At 71.3% G+C, this 12,835-nt stretch carries 12 protein-coding genes; 2 read left to right on the plus strand and 10 right to left on the minus strand.

Annotation, left to right across the window (positions count from 1 at the left end; genetic code table 11):
- The first annotated feature begins 26 nt into the window (after nucleotides 1–26).
- Entirely contained in the window at nucleotides 27–713 is a 687-nt protein-coding gene (locus tag ABZ016_RS25560) for a helix-turn-helix transcriptional regulator (protein WP_356919013.1), read from the plus strand.
- Here ABZ016_RS25560 and ABZ016_RS25565 read toward each other — a convergent pair.
- Nucleotides 696–1,097: a VOC family protein gene (locus tag ABZ016_RS25565; RefSeq protein ID WP_356919014.1), complete on the minus strand. Its 402-nt coding sequence runs from the start codon at nucleotides 1,095–1,097 to the stop codon at nucleotides 696–698. The genes ABZ016_RS25560 and ABZ016_RS25565 overlap by 18 nt on opposite strands.
- A 113-nt stretch (nucleotides 1,098–1,210) precedes the next feature.
- On the opposite strand from ABZ016_RS25565, the gene ABZ016_RS25570 reads away from it, so the two are divergent.
- A complete protein-coding gene (locus tag ABZ016_RS25570) occupies nucleotides 1,211–1,618 on the plus strand; it encodes an SRPBCC family protein (RefSeq protein ID WP_356919015.1) in 408 nt (135 codons plus the stop codon).
- Nucleotides 1,619–1,678: 60 nt separating this feature from the next.
- Here ABZ016_RS25570 and ABZ016_RS25575 read toward each other — a convergent pair whose 3' ends face one another.
- From ABZ016_RS25575 to ABZ016_RS25615, 9 genes are all read right to left on the minus strand, one after another.
- The gene (locus ABZ016_RS25575) at nucleotides 1,679–2,101 is read right to left on the minus strand and encodes a Rid family hydrolase (RefSeq protein ID WP_356919016.1); all 423 of its coding nucleotides are present in this window, start codon (nucleotides 2,099–2,101) and stop codon (nucleotides 1,679–1,681) included.
- A gap of 104 nt (nucleotides 2,102–2,205) precedes the next feature.
- Nucleotides 2,206–3,459: a hypothetical protein gene (locus tag ABZ016_RS25580; protein WP_356919017.1), complete on the minus strand. Its 1,254-nt coding sequence runs from the start codon at nucleotides 3,457–3,459 to the stop codon at nucleotides 2,206–2,208.
- A gap of 146 nt (nucleotides 3,460–3,605) precedes the next feature.
- On the minus strand, nucleotides 3,606–4,649 hold the full coding sequence (locus ABZ016_RS25585; RefSeq protein WP_356919018.1) for a substrate-binding domain-containing protein: 1,044 nt from the start codon (nucleotides 4,647–4,649) through the stop codon (nucleotides 3,606–3,608).
- A gap of 208 nt (nucleotides 4,650–4,857) precedes the next feature.
- Entirely contained in the window at nucleotides 4,858–6,534 is a 1,677-nt protein-coding gene (locus ABZ016_RS25590) for a glycoside hydrolase family 43 protein (RefSeq protein ID WP_356919019.1), read from the minus strand.
- A gap of 138 nt (nucleotides 6,535–6,672) precedes the next feature.
- A complete protein-coding gene (locus ABZ016_RS25595) occupies nucleotides 6,673–7,587 on the minus strand; it encodes a carbohydrate ABC transporter permease (protein WP_356919020.1) in 915 nt (304 codons plus the stop codon).
- On the minus strand, nucleotides 7,587–8,471 hold the full coding sequence (locus tag ABZ016_RS25600) for a sugar ABC transporter permease (RefSeq protein WP_356919021.1): 885 nt from the start codon (nucleotides 8,469–8,471) through the stop codon (nucleotides 7,587–7,589). The genes ABZ016_RS25595 and ABZ016_RS25600 overlap by 1 nt, the downstream gene beginning before the upstream one ends.
- A gap of 8 nt (nucleotides 8,472–8,479) precedes the next feature.
- Nucleotides 8,480–9,817, minus strand: coding sequence for an extracellular solute-binding protein (locus ABZ016_RS25605; RefSeq protein ID WP_356919022.1), 1,338 nt, complete (start codon nucleotides 9,815–9,817; stop codon nucleotides 8,480–8,482).
- A 395-nt stretch (nucleotides 9,818–10,212) separates the two neighbouring features.
- On the minus strand, nucleotides 10,213–11,301 hold the full coding sequence (locus tag ABZ016_RS25610) for a LacI family DNA-binding transcriptional regulator (RefSeq protein ID WP_356919023.1): 1,089 nt from the start codon (nucleotides 11,299–11,301) through the stop codon (nucleotides 10,213–10,215).
- Nucleotides 11,302–11,515: 214 nt separating this feature from the next.
- Nucleotides 11,516–12,529: a hydroxyacid dehydrogenase gene (locus ABZ016_RS25615; protein WP_356919024.1), complete on the minus strand. Its 1,014-nt coding sequence runs from the start codon at nucleotides 12,527–12,529 to the stop codon at nucleotides 11,516–11,518.
- Between the last annotated feature and the right edge of the window lie 306 nt (nucleotides 12,530–12,835).

The following is a 12,835-nucleotide window of genomic DNA, read 5'->3' on the forward strand; positions in this document are numbered from 1 at the left end:
GCGGGACGACGCGTAGCCTTTTCCCTGTGTACGCGGAGCGGGCGTCCCGGCTGCCCGGCGCGGTGGTGTGGACGAACACCCCGGCCGGTGGCGGTGACGGGCGCATCCTGCCCGACGGGTGTATGGATCTGCTCTGGACCGAGGGGCGGCTGCTGGTCGCGGGTCCGGACACACGGGCGTACATCACCGAAGGCGCGCCCCCGAGCTGGGCGGGGGTCCGCTTCTACCCGGGGACCGCGCCCGCCCTCCTCGGCGTGCCCGCGCACGAGCTGCGTGACCGGCGGGTCGAGCTCGCCGACCTGTGGCCGGCCTCGGAAGTGCGGAGCCTCACGGCCCGGGTGAACGGGGCTCCGGACCCGGCGAGCGGGCTGGAGGACGTGGCCCTGGCGTGCGCGGCCCGCGCCGACCCGCCTGACCCGCTGCTCCGGCAGGTCGTCGCCGCTCTCGAAGCGGGGCGCCCGGTCGCCGCGACCGCCGACGAACTCGGCCTCGGCGCCCGGCAGTTGCACCGCCGCTCGCTGGCCGCCTTCGGTTACGGTCCGAAAACGCTGGCCCGGGTGCTGCGGATGCGGCGTGCCCTCGCACTGGCCCGGGACGGCGTGCCCCTCGCGGAGACGGCCGCCCGGGCCGGGTTCGCGGACCAGGCCCATCTGGCCCGGGACGTCAAGGAGCTGGCGGGTGTGCCGGTGCGTGCCCTACTGGGTGGCCGGTAGGGGAGCGAACAGGTCCACCCCGTTGCCGTCCGGGTCGAGCACGACGGCGTACCGCTGGCCCCAGAAGGCGTCCCAGGGCTTGAGCTCGCTGTGGTACCCGGCGCCGACCAGCTCCTCGTACAGCGCGTCCACCTCCTCGGGCGCGTCGCACCGCAGGGCGAGCCCGGCCCGGCCCCCGCCGGTGGGGGGCCGCCACGTCGGATGGAAGGACCGGACTGTCTCCTCGGTGTCGAGCAACAGCCGCAGCCCGCCGGGCAGTCCGGCCTCGGCGTGCGGCTCGTTCTCGGCGCCCTCGGGGAAGGCGAAGCCGAGCCGGCGGTAGAAGATGACGGAGGCGGCCATGTCGGAGACGACGAGGCCGATGGCATCGAATCGTGCGGTCATGGGCCCACCGTAGAGAGTGCGGCGACGGCCGGTCTTGAAGGAAACGGACACAGGCCGGCCGGTGTCCGTTTCCTTCAAGACCGCCGCTTCATCAGCTCCGTAACGTCGCAGCCATGACGACCACGACCCGGCAGTCCCGGCACCTCGGCATCTCCATCGACCGCCCCGCCCAGGAGGTCTACGACTACGTCTCGGAACCCGCCAACGTCCCCGGCTGGGCCCCCGGTCTGGCCCGGTCCCTCGAGCTGGTGGACGGCCGGTGGGTGGGGGAGTCGCCCATGGGGCGGATCGTGGTGGCTTTCACGCCCAGGAACGACTTCGGCGTGCTCGACCACCACGTGACCCTGCCGTCGGGGGAGACCGTGCACAACCCGATGCGGGTGATCGCCGACGGCCCCGGCTGCGAGGTGGTGTTCACCCTGCGCCGCAGGCCGGGAGTGACCGACGAGGAGTTCCGGCGCGACGCGGAGGCGGTGTCCGCCGACCTCGCCGCCCTCAAGCGCGTGCTGGAACGCGACTAGCCGTGCGACGGGCAGGAGCCGTCCGGTGCGCCGGGGCACGCCGCGCGGCGACGGGTGGGGTCAGCCGGCCTCCGCAACCTCCGTGCGTACCGCCACCGCGTCCACCTCGAACAGCATCCCCGGCAACGCCAGCGCGGCGACCCCGCTCAGCGTCTGCGCCGGGAGCCGCTCCCCGAAGCGGGCGTGCAGCGCCTTGCCCAGGATCTGCAGCTTGTCGACGTCGTGGTCCACGATGAACGTACCGAGCCGTACGACATGCTCGTAGCCGAGCCCGACCCCCTCCAGTGCCGACCCCAGCCGGTCGAAGGCGAGGTCCACCTGCGCGGCGAAGTCCCCGGGCACCGGGGCGCCGGTGGCGTCGGAGGCGTACTGGCCGCCGATGAAGACGGTTTCGCCGGGCGCCGAGACGGCGTGGCTGTAGCCGAACGGGGTCGGGTCGTGCAGGGTGGCCGGGTTGGTGATGGTGCGGGAGTCATGCGGCATGGTCGGGCGGTCCCTTCGCGGAGTGTGGTCGTCGCCGCAGGCGGCGGCCCTGGCGTCGTTGCCAACTCCCCCTGCCCACCGGTGCATTCCGAGCCGCCCCGCCCTCAGCGCACCCGCGTCACGAACGCCTGCCGCTCACTGAAGCCGTCCTCGCCCTGGAGATCCAGCCGCTCCCCGTCGAAGGCCACGACACGGCCGCGGGCGTCGATGGTCGGATGAGCCGCGGGCCGCTGGTTCACCGTGCCGTCGGGACGCGCGCTGACCAACTCCACGCGTCCGGTGCGCATATCGCGCCAGTAGACGACCTGGCGCGGGCGCTGACCGGTCTCCGACTCGAACACGGCGAAGGCGATCCGGCGGGCGTCCGCGCTCGGCCGGGCGCTGTGTGTGGCGTACTTCGGGTTCGGGCCCAGCACGTGCCGCAGTGTGCCCCGCCGCAGATCCCGTACGAAGACGTCGCCGGTGTCGCTGGTGCCGCCCGAGGGCAGGGTGAGGCACTTCCAGCGGAACGCGACATGGCGGCCGTCGGCGCTGATCGCGGGAGCGCTGACTCCGTTGTCCGCGGGATCCCCGGCGCAGTCGGCGTCCGCACGGAACCGCTCGCCCGTCCGTCGGTCGAGGACGTAGACACCCTCGTGGTCCTCGCCGGGATCGGTTCCCGCGTCCCACGCGACGTAGGCGACCCGCCTGCCGTCGTGGCTCAGCGTGGGCGAGGCGAGGCTCTGTTCGCCGCTGGGCAGCGGGTGGTCGATCCAGGAACCGGTGCCGCGCCGGAGGTCACGGACATGGACACGGAACCGATTGCCGATTCCGGCCGGCTGGCCGGTGAAGGCCACGTACCGTCCGTTTCCGCTCAGGACCGGTGTCGAGACACGGCGCAAGGCCGGGTCCGTCGTCTCGTCGATCCGTTCGATGCGGCCGGTCCGGGTGTCGTGCACGTAGGCCGGAAGCCTCACGTCGCGCGACGGCGGCCACGTGTTCGGCGCCAGCGCGGCGAACGCCACCCGCGTGCCGTCGGCGCTGATCGACGGCGTCCCGAACTCCACGTTCTCGCCCTCGCCGCCGGGGACGTCACTGACCCAGCGGAGCCTCCCGGTCCGCAAGTCCTTCACATAGACGTCGGCGGCGCTGTCGGTGTCCCCGGAAGCCAGATTCGTGGCCCAGGACAGGAAGGCCACCTGCCTGCCGTCCGCGCTGACCACGGGATACGCCGAATGGCCGTTCCCCTTCACGCCGTCAGCCGTGACGTCGACGAACTCCAGCCGCGGTCTCGGCTCGGACGCCTCGGCGGGCACGGCCGCCGCCGCGCACATCGATGCCACGACCGAGACCACGGCCGCGCGTAACCCAGAACGCATGTTTCCCCCCGGGTGGGCAACGCCCCCCGCCCCCGCGGCGAGGGGCCCTCACCCATGCAACGGCCCTTCCGAACAGTGGTCAATGCGACTATTTCCGTACAACCCGAACGCGCGATCGACGGTCCGCGCCCGCGAGAGCCGCTGCCCTACACCCGCGCCACCGCCGTACTGGCCCGTTCCACCAACCGAGTCGACAACTCCGTCCGCGTGCTCTCCGGGCAGTGGCCGTCCATCAGGCGCAGCAGCGACCGCAGGGCCGTCGCGGCCATCTCCGACAGCGGCTGGCGGACGGTGGTCAGGGCGGGGGAGGCCCAGCGGGCCTCGGGCAGGTCGTCGAAACCCACCACGCTCACGTCGTGCGGAACCTTCAGCCCCCGCTCGGCCAGCGCCTCGTACACCCCCAGCGCCATCCGGTCCGAGCAGACGAAGACGGCCGTCGGCGGGTCGGGCAGGTCGAGGAGTTCCAGCATGCGGCGGCGGGCCTGGCCCTCGTCGAAGCCGGCGTGCCGCACGTACTCGGCGCGGTGCCGGACACCGGCGGACGCGAGCGCCGAGCGGTAGCCGGCGACCCGGGCACTGCTGCACATCGTGCGCCGGTGCCCCGCGACGACGGCGATGCGCTCGTGCCCCAGGGACAGCAGGTGCTCGGTGGCCGTCAGACCGCCCTGCCAGTTCGCCGCGCCCACCGACGCCACGCCCTCCGGCGGTTCCTGGACCGGGTCGATCATCACGAACGGGATGCGGTGCTGTTCCAGCCAGGCGTACTGGGAGTCGCTCAACTCGGCCAGGTTGAACAGCACGCCGGAGGAGCCCCGGGCCACCAGCTTGTCCAGCCAGCCGCGCTCGGGGCGCCCGGCCCGGGTGCGGGTCAGCGCCGCCGACACCACCACCTCCAGGCCCGCGTCGTGCGCCGCCTCCTCCACCCCGTGCAGCACCGCCCCCGACCAGGAGCTGTCCAGCGAGTGCACGACCAGGTCGACCAGCCGGGGCGTCTTCGTCGCGTCGAATCGGGGTCTGCGCACATAGCCGAGCCGGTCGAGTGCCTCGGTGACCCGGCGGCGGGTCTCGGGCGCCACGTCCTCCCGGCCGTTGACCACCTTCGACGCGGTCGGCACCGACACCCCCGCCTCGCGGGCCACGACCGCCAGCGTCGGACCGGTCGCCACGCTCGCACTCGCCGTACGCACCATCGGGAACCCGCCTCTCCGGCCCGCCCGAGGGCCGTGGAAAGTTTCGACCAGCGCTGCTCACGGCGGTCCGGAGTCCCGACCGGGCAGAAAGCGCTTCCTACTCTAGGTGGGGCGCCGGACGGCGGGAAGACAGAAGTGAATTCATGATTCACGTGGGTCAAAACTTTCGAAACCCCGAACAACGAGAGCGGGCCCGCCCCAGGGGTGCTCAACCAGGTGTGCAGGTCAGGCGGAACCCCGTGAAGTCCGCCGTGAACGCCGCGTCGACGAGGTCCCGGGCGTGGATGCCCGCCATCGCGCCGGTGAAGCGCAGCCGGGAGCCGTGGTCGTCGGACAGCCGGGTGAAGTCCAGGGCCGGTCCGACCGCCGTGCGCACCCCGTCCCGTACGTACCAGAACCGGGCGTCGGCGCCCTCGACCGTCACCCCCAGCGTCACCGGCCCCGCGGGCGCTTCCACGACCGCGATCTGCCGGGCACCGCTCTCCTCACGCTCGACGAGGCTGAGAACCGCACGGCCCCCCGCGTGGCCTCCCCACTGCTGGCCCCGCTGCGGCTCGCCGTCCGGCTCCGCCCAGGTCAGGTCCAGGCTGAGATACGCCTCGGCGCTGTACCAGAGCACCAGCCCGGCGGCCTGCGTGAAGGTCACCGGCCGGGCCTCGACGGTGACGTGGGCCTCCGCCCGGTGCTCGGTGATGCGCTGGGCCAGCAGGCTGCTCGCCCAGCGGGACTCCGGCCCGTGCCGGCCGCGCAGCCGGATCCAGCCGGGGCGGGCCGTCGTGTCAGCCCAGGACGGGTCCGGCGGCTCGCGCAGGGTGCTCCACGGCCAGGACAGGTCCTCGGGCGGGGCGGCGGGAGGCAGCGGTACCTGATCGGCCGGCAGTGCGTGCCGCCGGGAGGAGAGCGGAACCGGACGGGCCGGCAGCAGGTGCGGTCGGGAGGGGAGCGGGTGCGGCCGCGTCGGCACCTCGACCTCCACCGCCGGATGCCAGCCCCCCTGCCGCAGCCGGGGCCAGCCCTCCGCGTCCCAGGTCACCGCCTGGATCGCGGTCTCCCGGCCGAGTGGGCAGCGGCGGCCCTGCGGCGTGTGCAGCGGACGGGCCGTCAGATGACTGAGCAGCCACTGCCCGTCCGGCGTCTCGACCAGCTCACCGTGCCCGGCCTTCTGCAGCGGCACGCCCGGATCGTCCCGGGTCGTCAGCAAGGGCCGGTCGTCCAGCTCGTACGGCCCGGTCAGCTCCCTGCTGCGCGCCACCCGCACCCCGTGCTCCCAGCCCGTACCGCCCTCCGCGAGCACCAGGTAGTACCAGCCCTCGCGCCGCAGCAGCTTCGGCCCCTCGATCAACCGGTCGTGCTGGAGCAGCAGACGTGTCTCCCCGACGGGTGCCAGGCTGTCCCGGTCCAGCTCCGCGAGGACGATCCCGGCGAACCGCTGCCCTCCCGGCCGGTGGTCGTTCTGCAGGTTCAGCAGCCAGAGCCGGCCGTCCTCGTGGAACAGGGCCGGGTCGAAGCCGTGGCTCGCGACCCGGCGCGGTGTGCTCCACTCGCCGCCCACGTCCCCGGCCGTCGAGACGTACGTGTCCAGGTCGAAGTAGGGCGTGCCGACCGAGCGCACGACGGTGTACGTCACCCAGAACCGCTCCCCGTCCCAGCTCAGCGACGGAGCCCAGATGCCCCCGGAGTCGGGCACTCCGGCGAGCGAGTCCCCCGGGGCGGCGCCCCGGACGTGCCCCGCGTACTCCCAGTGGGCCAGGTCCCGGGAGCGGTGGACGGGGATCGTCGGGAACCACTCGAAGGAACTGGTCGCCATGTAGTACCAGCCGCCGGCCCGGACCAGGGAGGGATCGGGCGCGAAGCCACGGAGGACGGGGTTGTGCAGAACGGTCACGCGGGACTCCCGGGCAGTTGGGCGCCCGGGGGCCGCGGGGAGTCAGGGTCACCCGCGGCCCCCGGAGTCAGGGAAGAGCGAGGGGCATCACTTGAGAGCTCGGGTCACTTGAGGACCGGGATCACTTGAGGGCGGGGGTCACTTGAGGGCGCCGAGCGTCACACCCGTCCGCCAGTAGCGGCGCATCGCGACCATCATGATCGCCATCGGGACGATGGACAGCAGCGCTCCGGTCAGCACCAGCCCGGTGAGGTCGATGCCGGACTCCAGCCGCGTGCCGGTCCAGTTGTACAGGCCCAGGTTGAGCGTCCAGTTCTCCTTGCCGCGCAGCACCGTCAGCGGCAGGAAGAACGCGTTCCAGGTGTTCACGAACGCCAGCAGGAACACCGTCGCGCCGCCCGTCGTCATCATCCGCAGCACGATGCTGAAGAAGATCCGCAGCTCACCGGCCCCGTCGATCCGGGCCGCCTCCAGCAGCTCGAAGGGGACCGTCGCCTCGGTGTACACCTTGGCCAGGTACACGCTGAACGGATTGATCAGGCAGGGGATGAGCATCGCCCACGGGGTGTCCACCATGCCGAGCGCGGAGAACAGCAGGTACAGCGGCAGCGTGAGCAGCGCGATCGGGATCAGGAACGAGCCCACGACACACGCGAAGATCGCGTTACGCCCGGGGAAGTCGAAGCGCGCCAGCCCGTAACCGGTTGCGAGTGCGATCAGCGTGCCGCCGAGCGAGCCGACTCCCGCGTAGAGGAACGAGTTGGCCGTCCACCGCAGGAAGATGCCGTCCTGGTACGTGAACACCTGCTCCAGGTTGTCCCACAGGTGCCAGCCCGAGAACCACAGGCCGTTGCTCTGGTACAGCGCCGTACGGTCCTTCGTCGCGGCGACGATCAGCCACCACACCGGGAACAGGCTGTATGCGCTCGCCAGGACCAGCCCGACCAGCAGGAAGCGCTGGCCGCCCCGCCCGCGGGACCTCGGGTCCGGGCGGGACAGCCGCCGCACGCCCTGGACTTCGGGCCGCTCGGTGGTCTGCTCGGTCAGCACCATCAGTCGGCCTCCTTCGAGGTGAGCCGGTAGAAGAGGAAGGAGGCGACCCCGAGGATCAGGGCGAGCAGCACGGACAGGGCGGCCGCGTAGTTGTAGTTGCCCGCGTTGAACGCCTGGTTGTAGATGATCATGATCGGGGTGAAGCTGTCGCTGACCGTCTGCGGGGTGATGTTCCGGAACAGCGCCGGCTCGTTGAAGATCTGCAGCATCTGGATGATCGACAGCAGCCCCGTCAGCACCAGCGCCCCGCGCACGTACGGGATCTTGATGCTGCGCGCGATCCGCAGCTCCGAGGCCCCGTCGAGCCGGGCGGCCTCGAACAGCTCGCGCGGCACGCCCTGCAGCGCGGAGTAGATGATCACCATGTTGTAGCCGATGCCGTGCCAGGTCAGCAGGTTGCCGATGGACGGCCACACCATCGACGGCGCGAAGAAGTTCCAGTCGAGGCCCAGGGCCTTGCCGATCGGGGTGAGCGGCCCGACGTCCGGGCTGTAGAGGTTCACCCACACGATCGCCGCGACCACGCCGGGGATCATGTACGGCACCAGCAGCAGGATCCGGAACCGGCTCGCCACCCTGGAGGTGAGCGCGTCCAGGAACAGCGCCAGCACCAGGCTGATCAGCAGCATCATCGGGATCTGGACACAGGCGAAGAGCACCACCCGCAGGATGCTGTTCATGAACGCCGAGTCCGTCAGCCCCTGGGTGTAGTTGTCGAGTCCGACGAACTCCGTCGTCGCACCGCCGAGCCCGAGCCCGGACTGCTTCTCCGTGAACAGCGACTCGTAGACGGCGTAACCGATCGGGAGCAGATACAGAAACACGAAGCCGAGCTGGAAGGGCACCGTGAAGGCGGCACCCTTCCAGCGCATGGAGCGAATCATCGAACGCCTCAGCCCTTGACGCTGATACCGCGGGACTTCAGGTCCTTGACCGTCCACTCCTGCATGTGCGCGAGCAGATCGGTGACCTTCTCCTGCTTGTTGACGACCTTGGCCCAGCCCGCCTGCAACTCCGTGAACATCGCGGTCCAGTTGGGCCCGAAGGTCCAGTCCGTGGTGACCGTTCCCAGGCTGTCCGTCACGACCTTCTGGGCCGGCTCGTAGTTCTTGCCGAGCAGCTTCTGCGAGATCGACTCACCGACGTAGGCCTTGCTGTCGGCCAGCGCCGGCATCACTCCGTTGCCGGTCTCCGGGCTCGCCATCGTCTTGACCGCGTCCTGGTTCGTGGACATCCACAGCGCCGCCTTCGCGGCCTGCTCCTGGTTCTCGCACTGCTTGGTCACCAGGGTCACGCTGCCGGTCAGGTTGGTACCGGCCGGTGTCTTCGCCGCCTCGCCCTGGTACGTCGGCCAGGGCGCCAGGGCCCAGTCGCCGAAGGACTTGGTGAAGTTCTGCACCATGCCGGCCATCTGCCAGGTGGAGATCTGCCGGGTCGCGGTGGCGCCGGTGTCGTAGCTGCGCTGCACGGCCGCGTAGTCGGCGAAGGACAGCTTGGCGTTGAGGTCGTTGTCGATGATCTCCTGGATCACCTTGGCGGCCTTCAGGGTGCCCTCGTCCTGGAAGTTCACCTTCCAGGCGTTGCCACGAATCGCGTACCAGTGCGCCCCGGCCTGCATGGCGAGCACCTCCAGGGTGCTCGGGTCCTCACCGGCGTAGTTGGTGATCTTGATGCCGTGCTTCTTCAGTTCCTTGCCGGCGGCGATGAAGTCGTCCCAGGTCGCCGGGGGCTTCAGCCCGTACTTCTTGAAGATGTCGGTGCGGTAGATCGTGAACTGGGGCGCCGAGCTGGTCGGCACGCCGTAGAGCTTGCCCTGCACCTGCGCGCTCGCCCAGGCGCCGGTGTTGAACTTGTCCTTGTCGCCCTCGACGTACCGCGTGATGTCGGCCAGCGCGTCCTGCGACACCCAGCTGGTCACGTACTCGGCGGTGTTCTGCACCAGGCACGGGGCGTTGCCGGCCTTCACCGCGTTGGTCAGCTGCTTCTGCATGGTCAGCTGGTCGGTGACCTTGGTGTACTTCAGCTGGATGTCCTTGTGCGAGGCGTTGAACGCCTTGACGACCGCCTCCTGGCCGTTGGCCCAGCCCCAGAAGGGCAGGGTGACCGGGCCGGACTTCGACGCCGCATCGTCACCCGAGTCGGAACCGCCGCAGGCGGAGAGCAGACCTGTCAGCGCGATGCCCGCGACAGCGGCGGAGGCGAACCTTCTCCGGGGGCTGGTGAAGTTCATCTGACCGTGATCCTTCGGAATAGGGCGTTCTCAGAACGAGAGGACGGCGGCGGCTCGGTGGTGCCGGCCAGGAACGGCGGCCGATAACCGTCGGCTCGCGGTTGCGGGGGGTGGGCCAAGCAGAAGCTGTAGTAAGCGGTTGCTGGGACGGTAGGCGGAGGTGTCCGCTCATAGCAAGAGGTGTGCGGCAATTTGTTACTGCGGTTCGTCCGTGGGGTCATCGACGGGCGTGCGAGGGGCCGCCGTCGCTCGGCGCGATAAATGCCCAGGTCGGAGCGGTATCAGAAACCCTGGTTCGGGACTCGACGGGTGCGGCGGCGGGGGTCCTGGCCCGCCGTAAAAGACAAGGGAAAACGGTTACGTAACTAACCCGGTTAGGTAACTAACCCGGTCGGCTATCCCTGCGAAGCCGGTGGCCGCACCGAGCTGCGCACCACGACATGCGTGCCCAGCACCAGATGGTCCCCGTCGGCGCTCTTGCGGCGGCCCGCGCCGCCCTCGCGCCGGTCGGCCACAGCGCGCAGGGCGACGCGGCCCATCTCCTCGTACGGCACGTGCACCGTGGTGAGTTGGGGGGTGAGCTGGGAGGCCAGCGGGATGTCGTCGTAGCCGACGATCGAGACGTCCTCGGGCACCCGCAGCCCGGCCGCCCGCAGGGCCTGCATGGCGCCCGCGGCGACCACGTCCGTCCCGGCCAGCACGGCCGTGAAGTCCGGCGTGTCGTGCAGGGCGGCCTCGACGGCCTCGTAGCCGTGCTCGTAGTCGTACGGCCCGTGCCGGACCATGCCCGGGTCGAACGGCACGCCGTACGCCTCGAAGGCCCGCTGCGCGCCTCGCAACCTGCCCTGCGCGGTGGTCAGTTCGGCATGCCCGGGCAGGACGAGGACGCGCCGGTGACCGGCCGACAGCAGGTGGCTGGCCATCGCGTAGGCGCCGCCCTCGTTGTCATAGTCGACGGTCGTCGCCGGGACGTCGCCCTCCAGCGGCGGCCTGCCCACCAGGACCAGATGCGAGCCGGCCGCGTCCAGGGAGCGGGCGAAGCGGGCCATGCGCAGCTGGTACTCGTCGTAGTCGTACGCGCCGCCGAGCAGGATCACGGCGGCGACGCCCTGCTGGCGCATCAGGTTCACCAGGGCCAGTTCGCGCTCCGGGTCGTCGCCGGTCGTGCCGACAAGGGAGAGCCAGCCGCGCAGCGTGGCGGCGCCCTCGACGCCCTTCGCGACGTGCGCGAACGCGGCACCGGTGATGTTGTTGATGAGGATCGCCACCGTCGGTGTGCCACCGCCGGCGAGCGAACGGGCATGGGCGTTGGTGACGTAGTCCAGGTCGCGGACGACCTTCATCACCCGGCGGCGCAGCTCCTCCGACACCGGGTAGTTGCCGGACAGCACCCGCGAGACGCTGGCCACGGAGACGCCCGCGCGCTCCGCGACATCGCGGATGGTCGCCCGGCCGGCGTCACTCGTCGCCTTGCGCTGACTCACCCTTGCGGCTCCTTCACGTAGTGGCCCGATGCCGTGCGCTCCGGTCTGTCGCGCCCCGGTCCGCGGCGGCCCCGGCGCACTGCCGGCTCGGAGCGGCCCCGACGCACCCGCCGTCCGGGCGGCCGCCCCGCACCCGTGCGGAAACCGTATCCCATCGTTACTCCAGCCCGGAGGCCCTGTGGACAACCGCCCGGACCCGCGGCCCGGCACCCTGTCACGCCACCCGCGCCAGATCCGCCCGCAGCACCTCGTGGGCCGGCGGCGAGCCCGCCACCAGGCGCTCCAGCTCCTCGACGACGATGCGGCCGAGCCGCTCCAGTTCGTTGCCGAGCGAGCCGGCGATGTGCGGGGTGAGGAACACGTTGGGCAGGTCGTACAGCGGGGAACCGGCGGGCAGCGGCTCCGGGTCGGTGACGTCGAGGACCGCGCTGAGCCGGCCGGACACCAACTCCTCGGTGAGCGCCTCGTGGTCGACCAGCGCGCCGCGGGCGGTGTTGACGATCACGCCGCCGTCCCGCACCAGGGCGAGCCGCTCGCGGTCGAGCATGTGGTGGGTCTCGGGGATGTCGGGGGCGTGCAGGCTGACGATGTCGCTCTGCCCGAGCAGGTCCTCCAGCGACAGCGACTCGGCGCCGAGGGCGGCGGCCTCGGCCGGGCTCACGTACGGGTCGTGCAGCAGGACGGTGAGGTCGAGCGGCCGCAGCAGTTCCAGCAGCCTGCGCCCCACGCGGGACGCGCCGATGACACCGACGCGACGGCCGAGGTTGCCGGTCGCCGCGGTCTCCCCGGGGCCCGGGTAGGCGTGCGTGCGGCGGAAGCGCTCCCGGTGGTCGAAGGCGTCCTTGCCCAGGAGCAGGATCATCGCGAGCGTGTACTCGGCGACGGGCAGGGCGTTGCCCGTGACCGCGCTCGAGACTCTGACGCCGCGTTCCCACAGGGCGTCGCCCACCAGGGAGCGCACGGAGCCGGCCGCGTGCAGGACGGCGTCGAGCTTCGGGGCCGCCGCGAGCGCACCGGCGTCCAGATGAGGGCAGCCCCAGCCGGTGATCAGCACCTCGGCGGAGGCCAGGGCGTCGGCCGAGGCCGGATCGGTGAAGTCCCGTACGACCAACCCGGGGTCGATGTCGGCCGTGCGCCTCAACCGCTCCATCAGCGGCGGGGGGAAGAGCAGCGGGAGGTGCACCGGGTCCATCGCGAACACGGCCCGCGGCAGCTGGGGGCTGGGCATGGCTCTCCTGGATCAGAGGATGACAGAAACAGTTTCAGAAAGCGCCTTCTACCGTAGATCCGCCGGGAAGCGACGGTCAATCGGCAGGGCTGGGGCGGCGGCTGGATGTGCCCGGTTCGGGGCAACGGCCGTGGTCCTCGTGTGTGCTGACGCGAGGCGAACGGGCTGAAGGGGGCAGGGTGGGGTTCTGGGCGGTGTGCGGGGCGGTGGCCTGCGGGGCGACGTCGTCGACCCCGGGTGCGGCTCGGTGCGCGCCTCGCGTGGAAATCGCTTACGAGGTTTTCGGTGTGCGGCGGCGAAGGTCGT

This window comes from Streptomyces sp. NPDC006372, from assembly GCF_040612515.1.
In the GTDB taxonomy this organism is placed as follows: Bacteria; Actinomycetota; Actinomycetes; order Streptomycetales; family Streptomycetaceae; genus Streptomyces.